Annotated in this window: 21 protein-coding genes, 1 tRNA gene and 1 pseudogene; 7 read left to right on the top strand and 16 right to left on the bottom strand. The window is 67.3% G+C overall.

Annotation, left to right across the window (positions count from 1 at the left end; translation table 11 throughout):
• Positions 1-57: 57 nt before the first annotated feature.
• The 6 genes from ftsX to EEB19_RS16695 form a co-directional block, all read right to left on the bottom strand.
• The gene (gene ftsX, locus EEB19_RS16720; RefSeq protein ID WP_187588288.1) at positions 58-966 is read right to left on the bottom strand and encodes a permease-like cell division protein FtsX; all 909 of its coding nucleotides are present in this window, start codon (positions 964-966) and stop codon (positions 58-60) included.
• Between the two features lie 66 nt (positions 967-1032).
• Positions 1033-1719 (bottom strand): cell division ATP-binding protein FtsE, encoded by a 687-nt coding sequence (gene ftsE, locus EEB19_RS16715; protein ID WP_187588286.1) that lies wholly within the window; start codon positions 1717-1719, stop codon positions 1033-1035.
• Positions 1720-1784: 65 nt separating this feature from the next.
• Positions 1785-2285, bottom strand: a complete 501-nt coding sequence (locus EEB19_RS16710) for a hypothetical protein (RefSeq protein WP_187588284.1) — start codon at positions 2283-2285, stop codon at positions 1785-1787.
• On the bottom strand, positions 2285-3241 hold the full coding sequence (locus EEB19_RS16705; protein ID WP_187588282.1) for a mechanosensitive ion channel family protein: 957 nt from the start codon (positions 3239-3241) through the stop codon (positions 2285-2287). Before EEB19_RS16705 ends, EEB19_RS16710 begins: the two co-directional genes overlap by 1 nt.
• Positions 3228-4343, bottom strand: a complete 1116-nt coding sequence (gene prfB, locus EEB19_RS16700; RefSeq protein ID WP_187588280.1) for a peptide chain release factor 2 — start codon at positions 4341-4343, stop codon at positions 3228-3230. The genes EEB19_RS16705 and prfB overlap by 14 nt, the downstream gene beginning before the upstream one ends.
• A gap of 69 nt (positions 4344-4412) precedes the next feature.
• Positions 4413-4811: a hypothetical protein gene (locus EEB19_RS16695; protein WP_187588278.1), complete on the bottom strand. Its 399-nt coding sequence runs from the start codon at positions 4809-4811 to the stop codon at positions 4413-4415.
• 221 nt (positions 4812-5032) lie between these two features.
• Here EEB19_RS16695 and hisN point away from each other — a divergent pair, with 221 nt between their 5' ends.
• Together hisN and EEB19_RS16685 are read left to right on the top strand one after the other, a co-directional pair.
• Positions 5033-5854: a histidinol-phosphatase gene (gene hisN, locus EEB19_RS16690; RefSeq protein WP_187588276.1), complete on the top strand. Its 822-nt coding sequence runs from the start codon at positions 5033-5035 to the stop codon at positions 5852-5854.
• Between the two features lie 112 nt (positions 5855-5966).
• Positions 5967-6362, top strand: coding sequence for a VOC family protein (locus EEB19_RS16685; protein ID WP_187588274.1), 396 nt, complete (start codon positions 5967-5969; stop codon positions 6360-6362).
• A 48-nt stretch (positions 6363-6410) separates the two neighbouring features.
• Here EEB19_RS16685 and EEB19_RS16680 read toward each other — a convergent pair whose 3' ends face one another.
• Together EEB19_RS16680 and EEB19_RS16675 are read right to left on the bottom strand one after the other, a co-directional pair.
• Entirely contained in the window at positions 6411-7070 is a 660-nt protein-coding gene (locus EEB19_RS16680; protein ID WP_187588272.1) for an MBL fold metallo-hydrolase, read from the bottom strand.
• 61 nt (positions 7071-7131) lie between these two features.
• Complete coding sequence (locus tag EEB19_RS16675) at positions 7132-7617, bottom strand: DUF2752 domain-containing protein (RefSeq protein ID WP_262365718.1); 486 nt, start codon at positions 7615-7617, stop codon at positions 7132-7134.
• Positions 7618-7765: 148 nt separating this feature from the next.
• Here EEB19_RS16675 and EEB19_RS16670 point away from each other — a divergent pair, with 148 nt between their 5' ends.
• Positions 7766-9160 carry an acyl-CoA dehydrogenase family protein gene (locus EEB19_RS16670; protein ID WP_187588270.1) on the top strand — a complete coding sequence of 465 codons (1395 nt, stop codon included), beginning with the start codon at positions 7766-7768 and terminating at the stop codon, positions 9158-9160.
• Positions 9161-9200: 40 nt separating this feature from the next.
• Positions 9201-10424, top strand: a complete 1224-nt coding sequence (locus EEB19_RS16665) for an acyl-CoA dehydrogenase family protein (protein ID WP_187588268.1) — start codon at positions 9201-9203, stop codon at positions 10422-10424.
• An 81-nt stretch (positions 10425-10505) separates the two neighbouring features.
• Here the strand turns inward: EEB19_RS16665 and crcB (EEB19_RS16660) are convergent, their stop codons facing one another.
• The 5 genes from crcB (EEB19_RS16660) to EEB19_RS16640 form a co-directional block, all read right to left on the bottom strand.
• Entirely contained in the window at positions 10506-10871 is a 366-nt protein-coding gene (gene crcB / locus EEB19_RS16660; RefSeq protein WP_187588266.1) for a fluoride efflux transporter CrcB, read from the bottom strand.
• Positions 10868-11368 (bottom strand): fluoride efflux transporter CrcB, encoded by a 501-nt coding sequence (crcB, locus tag EEB19_RS16655; RefSeq protein ID WP_187588264.1) that lies wholly within the window; start codon positions 11366-11368, stop codon positions 10868-10870. Before crcB (EEB19_RS16655) ends, crcB (EEB19_RS16660) begins: the two co-directional genes overlap by 4 nt.
• A gap of 40 nt (positions 11369-11408) precedes the next feature.
• Entirely contained in the window at positions 11409-11906 is a 498-nt protein-coding gene (locus EEB19_RS16650; RefSeq protein WP_187588429.1) for a DUF6790 family protein, read from the bottom strand.
• A gap of 16 nt (positions 11907-11922) precedes the next feature.
• Positions 11923-13803, bottom strand: coding sequence for a propionyl-CoA synthetase (locus tag EEB19_RS16645; protein WP_187588262.1), 1881 nt, complete (start codon positions 13801-13803; stop codon positions 11923-11925).
• A 121-nt stretch (positions 13804-13924) separates the two neighbouring features.
• Complete coding sequence (locus EEB19_RS16640; RefSeq protein WP_187588260.1) at positions 13925-14173, bottom strand: DUF2630 family protein; 249 nt, start codon at positions 14171-14173, stop codon at positions 13925-13927.
• Positions 14174-14277: 104 nt separating this feature from the next.
• Between EEB19_RS16640 and EEB19_RS16635 the strand changes: the two genes are divergently transcribed.
• Complete coding sequence (locus tag EEB19_RS16635; RefSeq protein ID WP_187588258.1) at positions 14278-15420, top strand: serine hydrolase; 1143 nt, start codon at positions 14278-14280, stop codon at positions 15418-15420.
• A 12-nt stretch (positions 15421-15432) separates the two neighbouring features.
• Here the strand turns inward: EEB19_RS16635 and EEB19_RS16630 are convergent, their stop codons facing one another.
• Entirely contained in the window at positions 15433-16044 is a 612-nt protein-coding gene (locus tag EEB19_RS16630; protein WP_187588256.1) for a pyridoxamine 5'-phosphate oxidase family protein, read from the bottom strand.
• Between the two features lie 95 nt (positions 16045-16139).
• Here EEB19_RS16630 and EEB19_RS16625 point away from each other — a divergent pair, with 95 nt between their 5' ends.
• Positions 16140-16409, top strand: a complete 270-nt coding sequence (locus EEB19_RS16625) for a DUF4235 domain-containing protein (RefSeq protein WP_187588254.1) — start codon at positions 16140-16142, stop codon at positions 16407-16409.
• Positions 16410-16470: 61 nt separating this feature from the next.
• Positions 16471-16977 (top strand): hypothetical protein, encoded by a 507-nt coding sequence (locus EEB19_RS16620; protein WP_187588252.1) that lies wholly within the window; start codon positions 16471-16473, stop codon positions 16975-16977.
• An 80-nt stretch (positions 16978-17057) separates the two neighbouring features.
• Here the strand turns inward: EEB19_RS16620 and EEB19_RS16615 are convergent.
• Both EEB19_RS16615 and EEB19_RS16610 read right to left on the bottom strand, forming a co-directional pair.
• Positions 17058-17131, bottom strand: a tRNA-Met gene (locus EEB19_RS16615).
• A 111-nt stretch (positions 17132-17242) separates the two neighbouring features.
• Positions 17243-17538, bottom strand: a pseudogene (locus tag EEB19_RS16610) (mammalian cell entry protein); the annotation flags it as partial.

The raw sequence follows: 17538 nt of genomic DNA, 5'->3' as shown, positions 1-17538 counted from the left end.
ACACCTCCTCCTCGTCCACCACGGTCCCGGTTCGTCCCGGATCACCCACGAACATCGTCATTCCCGGACATACACCCGAAGCGTCACATATGCCGTGATCCCTGACAACAGAATTCCGCCGAGGAGCAGGAAGGGCGACACGAACAAGACGTCGGAGACCCCGATCCGCGCCAGGATGTTCACACCGTACAGATCACGCAATGCGTTGTCGAAGAAGAACACCTTCGCCGCGAACAGACCCGCGATCGCCAGGAAGGCGCCGATGATCGCGGCGACGACGGCCTCGAGGAGGAACGGCAACTGCGTGTACCACCGGGTAGCGCCGACCAGTCTCATGATCGACACCTCCGTCCGTCGCGTGAACGCCGCGATCTGCACGGTGTTCACGATCAGCAGGATCGCCGCGAGCGCGAGCACCAACGCGACGGCGAACGCGGCATTGCGGGTTCCGTCGAGGACGCTGAAGATGCGTTTCACGAGTTCTCGTTGATCGAGCGCGCCGTCGACACCGAGATCCTTGCGGTCCTTGAACTCGTCGAGGACCGCCCCGAACTGATCGGGATCGGACATCCGCACCTTCAGCGAAGCCGGGATCGTGCCCTCGCGGATGTTGTCGGCGATGTCCGGATTGTCCTTGAACGTCTGCTTGGCCGCCTCGAAGGCTTCCTCCCGGTCGATGAAGGTCACCGACCCCACACCGGGATGGTTCTCGATCTCTGTCCGCAGCACCGAACACGGCGCCTGCCGGCAGTTCGGGTCGGCGTCGGAGACCGAGTCGTTGATGAAGAACTGCATCTCGACACGGTCGAGGAAGATCTTCTGACTCTTGTCGGCCATCTGGATGACGAGCAGACCGCCGCCGAACATGCCCAGCGTGATCGCCGTCGTGAGGATCATCGCGATCGTCATGGTCACATTGCGGCGCAGGCCGTTGAGGACCTCGCTGATGATGAAGTTCGCTCGCATGGGTGGGTGCGCTTCCTAGAAGTCGAGTGCGAAGGAGTCGGGTGCGGGCCGTCGGCCGGACCGTGCTCAGCCGATGCCGTACACGCCTTGCGGGTCATTGCGGACGAGCCGGCCGTTGTCGAACTCGAGAACCCGCCGACGCATCGCGTCGACGATGTGACGGTCGTGGGTGGCCATGACGACGGTCGTGCCGCGACGGTTCACCCGGTCGAGGACGTCGACGATCTCCTCGCTGGTCTCCGGGTCCAGGTTTCCGGTCGGCTCGTCGGCCAACAGCAGCAACGGCCGGTTGACGATGGCCCGCGCAATGGCCACACGCTGCATCTCGCCACCGGACAACTCGTAGGGCATCCGGTCGGCCTTGCCGGCCAGCCCGACGTAGTCGAGCACCTCCGGGACGATCCGCCGAATCGTCGACGGCGACTTGCCGATGACCTCGAGCGCGAACGCGACGTTCTCCGACACCGACTTCTGCTGCAGCAGCCGGAAGTCCTGGAACACACATCCGATCGACTGCCGCAGCTTCGGCACCATCCGACCGCTCAGCGTGTTGACGTGGAAGTCACCCACGTAGACCTGCCCCGACGTGGGCTTGTCCTCCTTCAGCAGCAGACGGAAGAAGGTCGACTTGCCCGAGCCGGACGGTCCGATGAGGAACGCGAACTCGCCCTTGTCGACCTCGAGGGAGAGATCGGACAGGGCCGGTCGGCTGGAAGCCTTGTACTTCATCGTGACGTTCTCCAGCTTGATCACGAGAAGCCAGTGTAACCACGGCGCCTGAGACATCCGCTCAGGTACAAAGCCGCATGTCGCGACGGTCAGCGGGTGGGCACGGGCGACGTCGTCTGCGTTCCGCCGAAGTTGGGCAGCGGCACTCCGGGCAGACCCGGGATGGTGGCCGTGGTGGTGGTCGTGGTCTGTCGACCCGTGCCCTGGGTCCCGCCCTCCTCGCCCGGGGCGCCGGGCTCATCCTCGAACGAGTCCGTCGTCGACGACGAGGTCTCGGTCGTCGTGGTCGAGCTCGACCACGAGGTCGTCGGGGGTTCGGTCGTCGTCGGCGTCTGCGTGGTGCGCACCGGCGTCGGCGGCGGGGCGACCACGCCGTATCGCTGCGACGTGTAGCCGTAGAGGACCATCGAGGCGAGGAACACCGCGACGAGAATCGCGGTACTGGTCCGAATCCGGGTCTTGTAGATGTGCCGCCACTCGCGATGCCGTGGGACCTGGTGTTCCGCCGTCGGCTGCGGACCGGTCGTCGGCTGCTGGTCGGCCGGCGGGCGGTTCGCCGGAGTCGGTTGCGTCGTGGGTTCGTCGGCCATCACTGATCACCGTCCCGGGCGCCCTGATCGGCCAGCGTGGCCGGCGGTCCGCCACCGGCCTGCGCGTCGCGACCCGGAGCCACCGTGATCCCCTCGCGGGCGAGGGCACGGACGATCGAGATACGCAGGGCGCGACTGACCTCGAACTGCTTGCCGGGCAGGGTCCGGGCCACCATGCGCACCGTGACCGAGTCCAGTTCGAGGTCGATCACACCGAGCGGCGACGGGGCGTCCAGGAGGAGATCGTGCCACCGCGGCTTCTCGAAGAACTCGGTGCCGACCCGATCCAGGGTCTCGTTGACGAGTCCGATGTCGGCCTCGGCGGGCACGGGCACGTCGACCACGGCGCGCGCCCAGTCCTTGGAGAGGTTGGTGGCCTTGATGATCTGACCGTTCGGCACCGTGATCACCTCACCGTCACCGGTTCGCAGTTTGGTCATGCGCAGGGTGACGTCTTCGACGGTGCCGTCGGCCTCCCCGTTGCCGGTCACCGTCAGACTGACGACGTCCCCGTATCCGTACTGGCGTTCGGCGACGACGAAGAAGCCCGCGAGCACGTCCTGCACGACACGCTGCGCGCCGAAACCGAGGGCGGCACCGATCACGGCGCCGGGTCCGGTCAGACCGGTGATGGGTACACCGAGGATGCCGAGCATGCGGATGATCACGATGACCGCGACCACCACGATCAGCGTCCAGGCCACCACATCGACGAGGGCCCGCCGATGTTTGGCGTCCTCGGTCTGGACGATCAGGTCACTGTTGTGGAACTGGGACTCGACGCGAGAGGCGTACTTCTCTGCGCCCCATCGGATGAACCGGATGACCAGCAGCCCGCCGAGGATCCAGATGAGGATCTCCAGGCCGTTGGTGGCCATCCACACGTAGAAACGGCCCAGCACCGCCTCGGTCGCACCGTCTCGGAAGGCGAGTGTCGACGCGTCATGCATCGGCATCGGCCATCCGCCAACGGATGCCGGCCTCGATGAACTTGTCGATGTCGCCGTCGAGGATCGCGCTCGGGTTGTTGTCCTCGACGTTGGTGCGCAGATCCTTGACCATCTGGTACGGGTGCAGCACGTAGGACCGCATCTGGTTGCCCCAGCTCGACCCGCCGTCACCCTTCAGCGCGTCGAGCTCCGCCCGCTCCTCCTGGCGCTTGCGCTCGAGCAGCTTGGCCTGCAGGACGCGCATCGCCGACGCCTTGTTCTGCAGCTGGCTCTTCTCGTTCTGGCAGGTCACGACGATGCCCGTCGGGAGGTGGGTCAGCCGGACCGCGGAGTCGGTGGTGTTGACCGACTGACCGCCCGGACCGGAGGACCGGTACACGTCGACCTTGACGTCGTTCTCGTCGACATCGATGTGGTCGGTGGTCTCGACCACGGGCAACACCTCCACCTCGGCGAACGAGGTCTGACGACGCCCCTGGTTGTCGAAGGGGCTGATCCGCACGAGCCGGTGGGTGCCCTGCTCGACCGACAACGTGCCGTACATGTACGGCGCCTTCACCGTGAAGGTCGCGCTCTTGATGCCGGCCTCCTCGGCGTAGGACGTGTCGTAGACCTCGACGCCGTAGTGGTGCTTCTCGGCCCATCGGATGTACATCCGCATCAACATCTGGGCCCAGTCGGCGGCGTCGATCCCGCCGGCGCCGGATCGGATGTTGACCAGGGCGTCCCGCGAGTCGTACTCGCCCGCCAACATGGTCTTGACCTCCATGGCCTCGACGTCGGTCCGCAGCGACTCGCGCTCGGCGTCGGCGTCGGCCAGCGCGGCGGTGCGGTCGTCCCCCTCCTCGGCCTCGGCCAGCTCATAGTGGACCGGCAGGTCGTCGAGGCGCTGGCGCAGTTCGCTGACCTTGCGGAACTCCGACTGCGCGTGCGACAACTCGCTCGTCACGCGCTGCGCGTGTTCCTGATCGTTCCAGAGGTCCGGGTCCGACGCCTGCATCTCCAGCTCGTCGATACGACGACGCAACTCGTCGAGGTCGAGCACCTTCTCGACCGTGGTCAAGGTGGTGCCGATGGATTCGAGATCTGCGATTACGTCGGGATGCACGGTGTTCAAGACTACCGCCGCGAAACGGACGAGGTGTGCGCCTGTCCTGGCGCACGGGGTCCGGCCGGGTCAGGCGGGCGGAACCGGCCCCGGAGGGATCGTCGGATCGACGGGCGGCAGCTCTCCGAACCGCCATGTCGAGGTCGCCTTGCCGGGCTTGTAGACCACCGGAAGATCGCCGCCGACCTGCGGCCACGGGTCGCTGTCGCCGAGCACGAGGGTGCCGTATACCTCTGCGGGGTTGGTCTGGGGTCCGACGATGGTGCCGGAGATGGTGCAGAAGCGCTCTCCCTTGCTGTCCCCCTGATCGGGGCGGTCGCTGACGCCGGTGATCGTGAAGGTGCCCTGCACGAACGCCGCCGCCCGCGTGCCGTCGAGGGGCCGGGGATTGCGCCCACGCTGCCATTGCACGACGAGCGCGACGACGAGCGCAGCCAGGATCACGGTGAACGCCACGGCAAGCCACATGACGGTCAGCCTACCGGGCCGGTCCGGACATTCCGGGCGTTCGCGATGCGCTGGCACATGCTTCCCGGATATGCACCCCCGATATGCACCCGCTGTACGGGAGCCGTCGACGATCTGTGCGCGGCGCCTCTGCGAGGGCGCTCATCGGGGCGGTCTTGCGGGTCGGCCGCGATCAGCCGACACACGGCCGGTCCCGAGCCGGAGGACGCTAACCTACCCGCATGCCCCACGACCACGAGCCGACCGGGATCTCCGACGATCTCGAACTCGCTCTGTCCCTCGCCGATTCGGCGGACGCGCTGACCATGCAACGATTCGGCGCCGTCGACCTCCGGGTCGACGACAAGCCGGATCTGACCCCGGTCTCCGACGCCGATCTCGCTTGCGAAACCATGGTGCGCCAACGACTTTCCGCGCGGAGGGTCGACGACGCGGTCCTCGGCGAGGAGTTCGGGGGCGAGGTGGCGCTGACCGGTCGGCAGTGGGTTGTCGATCCGATCGACGGCACCAAGAATTTCGTCCGTGGTGTCCCGGTGTGGGCCACACTCATCGCGCTGCTGGTCGACGGTGTGCCACGGGTCGGCGTCGTATCGGCACCGGCACTCCGACGCCGATGGTGGGCCGCCGAAGGCCTCGGTGCGTTCGCGACGTTCGACGGCCAGGAGATGCCCCGGCGATTGTCGGTCTCCGGGGTCTCCGACGTCGCGTCGGCCAGCCTGGCGTTCTCCAGCCTGTCGGGCTGGAAGGAGCGCGGCCTCCGCGACGACTTCATCGCACTGACCGACGCCGTCTGGCGCGTCCGCGGTTACGGCGACTTCTACAACTACTGCCTGGTGGCCGAGGGAGCCGTGGACATCGCCGCCGAACCCGAGGTCTCCCTGTGGGATCTCGCCGCGCTCGACATCCTCGTCCGCGAGGCGGGCGGCCGGTTCACCGGTCTCGACGGCACCGAGGGCCCCGGCGCCGGCAGCGCCGTCGCGACCAATGGCCGCCTCCACGCCGTCACCCTGGACGCCCTCAGCACCGCGGCGTCCCCGCACTGAGGACATCGCCCACGCGGGGCGATCCTGTCCGTTCGGGGAGTTCTGCGCGCGCCCGTCGACGCCTATGGTCGTAGTCCGGGGCGAGCACAAGCAGCGACAAAGGAGTGGCGCCATGGCATTTCCCGCACTCACCCACGTAGCCGTGACGGTGACCGACCTCGAGTCCAGCACCCGCTGGTACGCAGCACTTTTCGACGCCGGGCCGGTGCTCGACGAGGATGAGGAATCGGGCACCTTCCACCACACCGTCTTCGCGCTCGACGGCGGGATGCTCTTCGGCCTGCACACGCATTCCACCGCGGGCCCGGACGACACGTTCGACGAGCGCCGCACCGGCCTCGACCACATCGCGTTCACCGTCGGCCGGGACGAGCTCGAGGGCTGGACACGCAAACTCGACGACCTCGGCATAGCCCACAGCGGGATCAAGCACGCGCACTATGGATCCGGCATCTCGTTCCGCGACCCGGACAACATCGCCCTCGAGTTCTTCGCGCCGCCGGCCTGACGTCGCCAGCCACCCAGCACCATCGCGACGTCGACGTCGACCGGGTGATCAGACCTCGGTCGCCGACTCCTTCTCGGGCACCACCAGCTCGGTCGACGGCGCCTTCATGTCCGACAACCGGCCGTAGTGGATCCCGGTGCCGGCGTCGGACAGGATCGCCTGGTGGATCGGCACCGCGATCCGCGGTGACATGGCACGGAGGTAGTCGACCGACTCGCTCAGCTTCATCCAGGGCGCCGCCGACGGCAGCGCCAGCACGTCGATCTTCTCGAACGGGATGTAGAACGAGTCGCCGGGATGCATGAACCGTCCGGTCATCGACTTGGTGTCGAGTACGTATGCGACGTTGTCGATCACCGGGATCTCCGGATGGATGACGGCATGCCGTCCGCCGGTGAATCGTGCTGTCACCGCACCGATCTGGGCATGCGAACCAGCGTTCGCCGTCGTCCACGGACCGGCGACGTCGTCGCCGTTGAGTTGCGCCGCGGTCTGCGGATCGGCATAGCGCACGGCATCGGGATTGGCCGCGACCAGATCCGGCAGCCGCTCGACGTCGCAGTGGTCAGGATGCTGGTGGGTGATAAGGATGGCGTCGAGGCCGGTGACGCCCTCGAAACCATGCGAGAAGTTGCCCGGGTCGAACAAGATCCTGGTGCCGTCGATCTCCACCAGGACGCACGAGTGACCGAAGTGTGTGATCTGCATGTGCCCCACTCTGCTCCCCCGGACCGCCGACGTCACGTCCGGCGTGTCCGCACGTGTCGCGTCAGACGATCGATGGGAACAGACCCCACCCGGCGGCCGCGTCGACCGCCCGGACGATGCCGTAGCCGAACCACACCACGAGTACGGACAGCCCCACCGGGTTCGCGATCGCGCGGCGCATCTGCGCCAGGATCGGCCGGCCCGTCACCAGTTCCGCGACGGCACCGACGGTGACGATGATCGTCGCCATCAGGAACAGCGGGCCGAAGGCATTGACGGTGAACGACGCCGTGAGGTCACCGTGGGCGAGGGCCACCCAACTGCGCGTGAGCCCACACGCCGGGCACGGCAATCCGGTCATCCGAGCGAACGGGCACAGCTCCGGTCCGTTCGCGACGACCGCGGGCGACAGCGCCGCTGCCGCGACGAGCGCCGCGACCCCGACACCGGCCACCGCGAGCGCGTTCCGCCGACCGTCCACTCGGGTCCGCGGCGCCATGGTGGATGATGTCCCCGACACCGGCGCCACCTCCCGATCTGCCGTCACCTGACCAGCGTAGATGGTCGCGCTCGACACCTGCGTCCGTCGAGTGCGTGACAAGCTCCTTACCGGATAGTAAGGTCTGTTCTTACTACCGAGTAAGATCGAGTCATCGCTCACGACGACGTGACCCGAACCGCCCGAGAAACAGCTGGTGATCATGACTTCACAGACCGAGTCGCGGCACACCGAACCGCGCGACACCTCCGCCGTCGGCCGCAACCCGCACCCCCGGAACTTCATCGGCACCGCGATGCGCGTGCTGACCACCGTGACGGGTTCCGAGTTCGCCGAGAAGTACAAGATCCGTGAACCGATCAACCGGATCGCCTACCAGGGCACCAAGACCGGATTCCAGACGCTGGGCGCGGCGAACCGCGCGTTCAAGGCCGCGCAGGGTGGTGGGTCAGGTCAGGCCAAGCGCCTGACGACGGCACCCAAGGACTACTTCAACCTCCACCCCGACGACGAGCAGCAGATGATCTCCGAGACGGTGCGCGAGTTCGCCGTCGAGATCCTGCGACCGGCCGCCTACGACGCCGATCACGCGGCCGCGACGCCGGAGGACATCCTCAAGCGTTCCGCGGAACTCGGCATCACCATGATCAACGTGCCCGAGGACTTCGATGGCGCGGCCACCGAACGCGGCGTCGTCACCAATGCGCTCGTCGCCGAGGCGATGGCCTACGGCGACATGGGACTCGCACTTCCCCTGCTCGCCCCGAGCGGCGTCGCGACCACCCTGACGAACTTCGGCACCGACGAGCAGCAGCGCACCTACCTGCCGGACTTCGCCGGCGAGGACGTGCCACAGTCGGCGGTCGTCATCGCCGAACCCAAGCCACTGTTCGACGCGTTCGACCTCGCCACCAAGGCCACCCGCGTGCCCAGCGGATACCGCCTCAACGGCGTGAAGTCGTTCGTGCCCGCCGCCGGGTCGTCGGAACTGTTCATCGTCGGCGCCCAGCTCGACGGGCGTCCGGCGCTGTTCATCGTGGAGTCCGACACCAAGGGCCTGATCGTGGAGGCCGATCCCGGCATGGGCGTGCGCGCCGCCGGCATGGGACGCCTGCTGCTGCAGGACGTCGCGGTGCCGTCGTCGGCGTTGCTCGGCGGGGCCGAGGGAGACTCGGCCGCAGCCGCGTACCGCGATGTCGTGCGGCTGTCGCGGCTCGGTTGGTCGGCACTGGCCGCCGGTACCGCCAAGGCCGTTCTCGATTACGTCATCCCTTACGTGAACGAGCGCGAGGCGTTCGGCGAGCCGATCTCCAACCGTCAGGCGGTGGCCTTCATGGTCGCCACCATCGCCACCGAGGTGGACTCCATCCGTCTGGTGACGCTGCGCGGCGCCGCACGCGCAGAGCAGGGTCTGTCATTCGCCCGCGAGGCGGCCCTCGCCCGCAAGCTGACCATCGACAAGGGTCTGCAGATCGGTCTGGACGGGGTGCAACTCCTCGGCGGCCACGGCTTCACCAAGGAGCACCCGGTCGAGCGGTGGTACCGCGACCTGCGCGGCGCTGGCATCGGCGAAGGCATCGTCGTCCTCTAGGCGACCGGAACATCACGCCGACTCAGACGAGGAACAGACCATGAGCATCAATCTCGAGCTCCCCAAGAAACTCAACGTCACCATCGATCAGGCCCATCAGGCGGCCGCCGAGATCTTCCGTCCGATCTCGCGCAAATACGACCTGCGCGAGCACGACTACCCGGTCGAGCTCGACACGCTGGCGAGCCTGTACGACGGACTCGCCGAGGCGGGTCAGGCCGGCGCCGGCGCCGATGGTGGTCGCAGCCAACAGAATTCGGACAAGCCCCGTCCCGAGGGCGCGGTGGCCAACGGCGGCAACATGCAGTCGGTCATCAACACGATGGAGACCTCATGGGGCGACGTCGGCCTGATGCTGACCATCCCCTACCAGGGACTCGGCAACGCGGCGATCGCCGCGGTGGCCACCGACGATCAGCTGAAACGCTTCGGCAAGGTGTGGGCCGCCATGGCGATCACCGAGCCGAGTTTCGGTTCGGACTCGGCCGCCGTGTCGACGACGGCGACCCTCGACGGGGACGAGTACGTCCTCAACGGGGAGAAGATCTTCGTCACCGCGGGGTCGCGGGCCACCCACATCGTGGTCTGGGCGTCGGTCGACAAGAGCCTGGGTCGCGCCGCGATCAAGAGCTTCGTCGTCCCGCGTGAGCATCCGGGGGTCGAGGTGGTCCGGCTGGAGCACAAGCTCGGCATCCGGGTCTCCGACACCGCGGTCATCCGATTCGAGAACTGCCGCATCCCCAAGGACAACCTGCTGGGCTCTCCCGAGGTCGACACCAAGAAGGGTTTCGGCGGGGTCATGCAGACCTTCGACAACACGCGTCCGATGGTCGCGGGTATGGCGGTCGGTGTGGCCCGCGCGGCGCTGGAGGAATTGCGCCGCATCCTCGACGAGGCGGGCATCGAGATCGACTACGACCGTCCGGCGGCCGATCAGCACGCCGCCGCAGCCGAGTTCATCCGGATGGAAGCCGATTTCGAGGCCTCGTATCTGCACACGATGCGGGCGGCGTGGATGGCCGACAACAAGGAGCCGAACTCACTCGAGGCGTCGATGTCGAAGGCCAAGGCCGGACGCACCGGCACCGACATCACCAACAAGGTCGTCGAACTCACCGGCACGCTGGGCTACTCGGAGCGCCTGCTCGTCGAGAAGTGGGCGCGCGATTCGAAGATCCTCGACATCTTCGAGGGCACGCAGCAGATCCAGCAGCTGATCATCGCGCGGCGGGTGCTGAACAAGAGCAGCGCCGAGCTGAAGTAGCACTGCCACAACCTCTCTCACAGACATAGCGGGAACCGTCGTCATACGACGGTTCCCGCTATGTCTGTGAAGTCGGACGGATCACACCAGGTAGGACAACCACAAGCCGCCTGCGCAACCGATCACACTGCCCGACACGGACATCAGGGCATAGGCCAGCGATCGCACCCGGCTGCCCTCGGCCAGTCGGACCGTCTCGAAACTCGCCGTGCTGAACGTGGTGTATCCACCGCAGAATCCGGTCCCGATGATCGTCTTCCACTCGTTCGGCGCCGAATGAAAGATCACCAGACCGGCGAGCACTCCCAGCAGCAGCGACCCCGTCACGTTGATGAGCAGCGTCGCCCACGGGTACGTCGTCGGGCCTCGGCCCTTCAGCGCCCCGTCGACGACGAATCGGGCGACCGCGCCGAACGCACCTGCCAGCATCACCGCGATCACTGTCACGTGGTCACCTCTCGACGACGGAAGCCGATATCCGCCAGCACGATCCCCGACCACGCAGCCACGACGCCCCCGACCACGCTGATCACCGCGTAGGCGATCGCGGTGGGGACGGCGCCGTCCCGTCCCAACAGTGAGATCTCGAGCGCGAAAGTGCTGTAGGTGGTGAACGATCCACACACACCCGTTCCGACGAGCAGCCTTGTCCGTTGCCGCCACCCCTCATCGGAACCGAGGTGCGCGAGGCCGGCGAGCAGCGCTCCCAACAAGAACGCGCCGCACAGATTGACGGCAAAGGTGGCCCAGGGCCACGCACCGCTGGTCGTCGGCCAGGCCTCCTCGATCATGTAGCGGAGCCCCGTGCCGACGATGCCTCCGCAGAAGACCCACACCAACGCCGCCGGCTGCCGATGCAGGGGCCGCGGCGGCGTGTCGGGATCGACGGGCAGCGCAGGGCGGTCGTCGCCGGGGCCGTGCGCTCGGTCGTGATCAGCCGCCATCGGTCCCTCCCATCGGCGTCACCCTACCTGCCCGGCGCCCTCAGGTGACGACGACGAACAACACGATCAGGTACACGGGCACGATCACGTCGAAGAAGAAGATCGGTCCGGCGTTGCCCGGCGCGAAGTTGCGGCGCACCACCATGTCCCGCACGTGGCCGAGGGCCGCGCCCAGATAGAAGACGGCGAACGCGATGATCGTCGCGAGCGCGAAGTCGTCGTCGAAGCCGCTCGCCATCACGCCCAGGACGCCCGTGGCGAGGCTGGCGAGACCGACCTCCCACTGCCAGGGCGTCCGCGCCGGCCACCCGATCGACTCGGCGATCGGGACGCCGAAGAACATGTGACCGCATCCGGTCATCCAGCCCTGAATGCCGATCATCCACAGGATCGAGTTCTCCAACAGATCCCGCCCGAGGTGGCCGCCCGGTGTCATCGCGTCGATCAGCGTCGACACCACGGTGCCGAGGAGTCCGACGAACGGGATCAGCCGGATCGACAGGCGCAGCACCCGATCCGCCCCGGTCGCCGGCGACATCGAACCGGGCACCGGGTCACCGCCCGAGCTGCTCGGCCAGGTCGCTCAGCACATCGGGATCCTCGATGGTCGAGGGCACCGTGTACTCCTCGTGATCGGCGATCTGCCGCATGGTCTTTCGCAGGATCTTGCCGGATCGTGTCTTCGGGAGGGCGGGCACGATGGTGACGTCGCGGAACGTGGCGACGGCACCGATCTCGTCCCGCACCATCCGCACCAGCTCGTTTCGCAGGGTGTCGGCGTCGATATCGGCACCGGCCTTGAGTACGACGTAGCCGCTGGGCCGCTGGCCCTTCAGGTCATCGTGGATGCCGATGACCGCGCACTCTGCGACCGCCGGATGCGAAGCGACGACGGCTTCGATGCTACCCGTCGACAATCGGTGTCCGGCAACGTTGATCACGTCGTCCGAGCGGCCGAGCACGAAGATGTAGCCGTCGGCGTCGATGTACCCGGAGTCCCCGGTCAGGTAATACCCGTCGAAGGCCGAGAGATAGGACTTGCGGAACCGCTCCTCGTCCCGCCACAGACCCGCGAGAGTGCCCGGCGGCAACGGCAACTCGATGACGATGCTGCCTTCCTCCCCCGTCCCGAGGACTGCGCCCTCGGCGTCGACCACCCCCACCCGGTAGCCCGGTACCGGCACCGTGGGGGATCCCGCCTTGATCGGCATCGCCTCCAGACCACGCAGATTCGCCGCGATCGCCCAGCCGGTCTCGGTCTGCCACCAGTGGTCCACGACGGGCACACCGAGGACCGAGCCGGCCCACTCGAAGGTGTCCGGGTCGAGCCGCTCGCCCGCGGCGAAGAGCGCGCGCAGGGTCGTCGTGTCGTACTTCGCGAGTTCGGCGGCCTCCGGGTCCATCTTGCGGATGGCCCGGATCGCGGTGGGCGCGGTGAACAGGGCACTGACCCGGTGATCGGCGATGACCCGCCAGAACGCCCCGGCGTCCGGTGTGCCGACCGGCTTTCCCTCGTACATCACCGTCGTCGCGCCGATCAGCAACGGCGCGTACACGATATAGGAATGCCCGACGACCCAGCCGACATCCGATGCGGTCCACCACACGTCGCCGGGTGAGATGCCGTAGATGTTGCCCATGGACCAGGCCAGCGCGACGGCATGACCGCCGTTGTCGCGCACCACGCCCTTCGGCTTCCCGGTGGTGCCGGAGGTGTAGAGGATGTAGAGCGGATCGGTGGCCGCCACTGTCGTCGGCCCGACGGGTTCGGCTCGCGCCATCTCGGTGTCCCAGTCGGACCAGCCGTCGTGATCGTCCGCCCGACCGGCGATCTCGGGCCGATCCTTCACGATGACGATCGAGGGCGGCGTCTCCGCCAGCTCGAGCGCCCGCGACACGATCGGCAGATACTCGACGGCGCGACCCGGCTCGAGCCCACCCGAGGCCGTGACGACGGCGGCCGGCTCGGCATCGTCGATGCGGGTGGCCAACTCCGGCGCGGCGAACCCACCGAACACCACCGAGTGCACGGCACCGATCCGCGCGCAGGCCAGCATCGCGACCGCGGCCTCCGGGATCATCGGCATGTAGATGATGACCCGATCGCCTGCGCCCACCCCGTGGGCGGCCAGGACGCCGGCAAATCGCGAGACCTCATCCAGCAGTTCCCGGTACGTGTAGGTCCGGGTCTGCCCCACCATCGCCGAGTCCCAGATGAGGGCGGCGCGGTCTCCGTGTCCGGCGTCCACGTGCCGGTCGAGCGCGTTGTACGAGGTGTTCAGCGTGGCGTCGGGGAACCAGCGGTAGAACGGGGCCGCGCTGTCGTCGAGGGCGCGGCTCGGCGGTGCCACCCAGTCGATGGCTCCGGCGGCGTCGAGCCAGAACGTCTCCCGATCATCGCGTGCCTGCGCAAAAGCATCGCCGTATCGACCCATCGTCTACGCCATCCCTCTCGCTCGCCGCCCGTGCGTCCGCATCCGGCGGTGCCGTGTTCCGATTCGAGGTTAACGATGTGACCGTTGCCACGGCGTTGCTTCGGCCGCAGCGGGCGTCGAGTCAGTCGAGGTACTTCTCGACGACGTCGGCGGGACGCACCGATGCATCGTCGGGATCGGCCCCGGCGTCGCGTCGACCCTGCCGCTGCCGGAGCAGATCCCAACACTGGTCGAGTGAGACCTCGAGTTCCTGCAGTCGGCTGTTCTCCTCCGCCCGGCTGATCTCGCCGCGGCCGAGCTTCTCGCGGAGCTCGTGCTCCTCGGAGATCAGTTCGGTGATGTGCTTGTGGATGGACTTGTCCGTGGCCATGTCTCCCACGGTAGTCCGCGCGGCGACGGCGGGCCCCGCGATGCATCCGGATCGTTCCGCCGAACCCCGGACAGGTCGTGGCGGTCCGGTTCACACTGAGCGTCATGATCGGAAAGGTCTGGTGGCCGGCCGCCCTGACCGCGCTCATGGTGGTCGGCGCTCTCGCCGTGTCGGTGTGCGCACCCGCTGTCGCGGCGCCGGCGTCGGCGACCCAGGTACGCCTCTACCTCCTGGACAAGATCGCCCGCGGCGAGATCCCCGGTGCGCTGGTGGAGGTCGCGGGCCCGGCCGGCCGGTGGTCGACCGCCGAGGGCTTCGCGGCCGATCGTCCGCCGCGTCCGATGTCGACGACCCTGCAGCACCGGATCGGCAGCATCACCAAGACGTTCACGACCACTCTCGTGCTGCAGCTGGTGCGCGAGGGCAAAGTCGCCCTCGACGACCCGATCGCCCGGTACGTCGACGGCGTACCCGGCGGATCATCGATCACCGTCCGGATGCTCGGCGACATGACCGCGGGCTTGAGCGAGTACCTGGGTAGCCCTGCGTTGCGGAAAGCGTTGTTCGCGAACCCATATCGCAACTGGACGACCAACGAGCTGCTCTCGGCGTCCTACGCGCTGGGTCCCGAGTTCGCGCCGGGGGCGAGTTCGTCGTACTCCAATGCGAACACGGTCGTGCTGGGTCGGCTCGTGGAGAACGTGGACCGCACACCGTTCGCCGTGTCGCTTCGCAACCGCATCCTGCGACCGTACGGCCTGACCAACACCTACTACCCGACGACGAATCGCTTCCGCGGAGCGCACACCGACGGACACACCGCGTGGTTGCCGGGGAGCCCGATCACCGACTCCACCGACTGGAATCCGAGCTACGGGAATGCGGCCGGGCAGATGGTCTCCACCATCGGCGACCTCACCCGATGGGTGCGGCTCCTCGGGACCGGCGCGCTCGTCGGACCCCGTCTGCAGGCGGAACGGCTGCGGTGGAAGCCGATCGGCGACAACACCGCCACCTGGCACTACACCTTCGGCATCGAGGAGAACAGCGGCTGGCTCGGCCACAACGGCGAGATCTTCGGCTACGAGACGTATGCCGTGTACCACCCGCGTCTGCGGTCGAGCATCGTGCTGGCGGTCAACACCGACAAGCGCATCGGCACCGAGCCCGCGGTCAACGTGATCTTGCGCGACATCAGCGGCATGCTGTTTCCCGGCCATCGGGTCGAGGTGCCGGTGGTCGGCTGAGCGTGCTGCGGCTCAGTACAGCCACTTCCGGAACTCGGTCTCCTCGAAGGCCTTCTCCAATTCGTCCTCGTCGAGTTCGGGCAGCAGCGCTTTCGTGATCTTCGCGGTGCTGGGCAGCGCGTCCGGGGTCCAGGTGTCCGGACGCCACAGGTCCGATCGCAGGAAGGCCTTGGAGCAGTGGAAGAAGACCTCGTCGACCTCCACCTCGAGTGCGAGGATCGGACGCTGACCCTTCACCGCGAGATCGTCGAAGTAGTCGGCGTCGTCGACGATCCGCGCGGCGCCGTTGACACGTAGGGTGTCGCCCCGCCCCGGGATCACCGCGATCGTCCCGACATGGGGATTCTCCAGGACGTTCAGGTACCCGTCGACGCGTTTGTTGCCCGGACGTTCCGGGATCGCGATGCGACGGTCGTCGACGACGTGCACGACCTTGCCCGCCGGGTCTCCCTTCGGGGACACGTCGAGTCGTCCTTCGGCGTCCGAGGTGGCCAGGAAGACCATCGGACAGGCCTTCAGCCACGCGATGTGCACACGGTGCAACGCCGGACGGACCTTCTCGACGACCGTCGGATGCGGATGGCCGACGATCTCACGCAACTGCTCGGGGGTCGTGATCTCCACGCCTCCATGGTGGCATCACCGTCGGCGTGGACCACAACCACCTGGTGACGAGCCCGATCCGGTTTGCCCGAGGTCGGCTCGGGTACCCGCCGAGCATGAGCACAACGTCCAAAGCCCTGTACAAGCCGCTGTCGATCGCCACGAGCGTGCTCGGCGGTGTCGTCGCCGGCGCGGCCTTCGGCCAGGTCTGGAAGCGCATCACCGACGACCGTGACGTGCCCGACCCGAAGGACCTCCAGCGCAGCACCGCGGAGGTTCTCGCCGGGGCCGCGCTGCAGGGCCTGATCTTCGGGTTGGTCCGCGCCGCGATCGATCGGGCCGGGGCACAGGGCTATCGGGCCGTGACCCACGAGGATCCGCAGTGATCAACCGGCTCTGATCAGGGAACACCCATCTGCCGACGCCGGCGCGGATTATCGTCGGTCCATGGACCAGTCCGCCTTCTACGGGGTCGTCGCCGCGACGAACTTCACGCTGCTCGGGCTGTGGTGGGTCGCGATCAAGGACCGCGACGACCTGAACGGTTCCACCGGTCCCGGCCGAACCATGGCCTACCTCGTGTCCCTGCAGTTCGTCATCCCGGCCGCGGTATCCCTGCTCGCACAAGTCGCTCCCGACATCGCGGCCATCTGGCGGTTCGCGTTCGCGGTGGCGGGCGTCCTGGGTGCCATCGGGGTTGCGCTGCTGGCCAACCAATTCGCCCGTCTCACGGCGTCCACGGTCCTGCCGTGGGTCTTCGCGGTGGTGGGGGTACCCCTCTACCTGGCAGTCGCACTGGGAGCCGTCTGGCCGGGGTTGTCGGAGGCCATCGGACTGGCTCTGACCCCGATCGAGTTCGAGGGACTGCTGATCTGCCTGATCGTCATCCTCGGTGTGCAGGAAGCGTGGTTCGTGACGATGACGCCGCGGCGCGACAGCGACACGATCCGCTGAGCGGGAAGCAGAGACTTGAGACCCTGAAGAAGGCGAAAGGCCCTGACCGGCTTGATGTTGCCGGTCAGGGCCTTTCCTCGTAGCGGGGACAGGATTTGAACCTGCGACCTCTGGGTTATGAGCCCAGCGAGCTACCGAGCTGCTCCACCCCGCGTTGGTGAACACAACGTTACACACACGCTCGCGGCGGATGCAAATCGCCTCCCATACCGCCGACGACCTGCGAAAACGAGTGTGACCGCGGACACCTGCGCACCTGCGGAGATCACTTCTCGTGCACACCCATCAATGCCGCGAGCTGCTGGGCCAGCGGGTTGAGGTTGAGCTTGTCCGGGTCCTTCTTCGGAGTGGAATCCCACGGCTGCGCATAGTCCGGATTCGACAACGGCGCACGTGCCGCCCCCCGCACACCGGTCGGGTTACCCACCGGTACAGTGCATTTCGCGTTCGTGTTGAACGGGAAGTCGTCGTAACGGATGTCGAACGACGGATCCTCACGCTTCATCTTCTGCACCATCGCATTGGTGCTCTCATAACCACGCGTACACGCCGCCGGATTGT

Origin of the sequence: Gordonia sp. OPL2, from assembly GCF_003797825.1 — a bacterium.
In the GTDB taxonomy this organism is placed as follows: domain Bacteria; phylum Actinomycetota; class Actinomycetes; order Mycobacteriales; family Mycobacteriaceae; genus Gordonia.
This window is presented reverse-complemented; position numbering and strand designations above follow the sequence as displayed.

What these genes read in the sequence shown, in the direction of transcription:
- ftsX (WP_187588288.1), bottom strand. Translation starts at nt 966, where the DNA reads ATGCGAGCGAACTTCATCATCAGCGAGGTCCTCAACGGCCTGCGCCGC.
- EEB19_RS16710 (WP_187588284.1), bottom strand. Translation starts at nt 2,285, where the DNA reads ATGGCCGACGAACCCACGACGCAACCGACTCCGGCGAACCGCCCGCCG.
- EEB19_RS16705 (WP_187588282.1), bottom strand. Translation starts at nt 3,241, where the DNA reads ATGCCGATGCATGACGCGTCGACACTCGCCTTCCGAGACGGTGCGACC.
- EEB19_RS16695 (WP_187588278.1), bottom strand. Translation starts at nt 4,811, where the DNA reads ATGTGGCTTGCCGTGGCGTTCACCGTGATCCTGGCTGCGCTCGTCGTC.
- hisN (WP_187588276.1), top strand. Translation starts at nt 5,033, where the DNA reads ATGCCCCACGACCACGAGCCGACCGGGATCTCCGACGATCTCGAACTC.
- EEB19_RS16685 (WP_187588274.1), top strand. Translation starts at nt 5,967, where the DNA reads ATGGCATTTCCCGCACTCACCCACGTAGCCGTGACGGTGACCGACCTC.
- EEB19_RS16680 (WP_187588272.1), bottom strand. Translation starts at nt 7,070, where the DNA reads ATGCAGATCACACACTTCGGTCACTCGTGCGTCCTGGTGGAGATCGAC.
- EEB19_RS16665 (WP_187588268.1), top strand. Translation starts at nt 9,201, where the DNA reads ATGAGCATCAATCTCGAGCTCCCCAAGAAACTCAACGTCACCATCGAT.
- crcB (WP_187588264.1), bottom strand. Translation starts at nt 11,368, where the DNA reads ATGGCGGCTGATCACGACCGAGCGCACGGCCCCGGCGACGACCGCCCT.
- EEB19_RS16650 (WP_187588429.1), bottom strand. Translation starts at nt 11,906, where the DNA reads ATGTCGCCGGCGACCGGGGCGGATCGGGTGCTGCGCCTGTCGATCCGG.
- EEB19_RS16645 (WP_187588262.1), bottom strand. Translation starts at nt 13,803, where the DNA reads ATGGGTCGATACGGCGATGCTTTTGCGCAGGCACGCGATGATCGGGAG.
- EEB19_RS16640 (WP_187588260.1), bottom strand. Translation starts at nt 14,173, where the DNA reads ATGGCCACGGACAAGTCCATCCACAAGCACATCACCGAACTGATCTCC.
- EEB19_RS16635 (WP_187588258.1), top strand. Translation starts at nt 14,278, where the DNA reads ATGATCGGAAAGGTCTGGTGGCCGGCCGCCCTGACCGCGCTCATGGTG.
- EEB19_RS16625 (WP_187588254.1), top strand. Translation starts at nt 16,140, where the DNA reads ATGAGCACAACGTCCAAAGCCCTGTACAAGCCGCTGTCGATCGCCACG.
- EEB19_RS16620 (WP_187588252.1), top strand. Translation starts at nt 16,471, where the DNA reads ATGGACCAGTCCGCCTTCTACGGGGTCGTCGCCGCGACGAACTTCACG.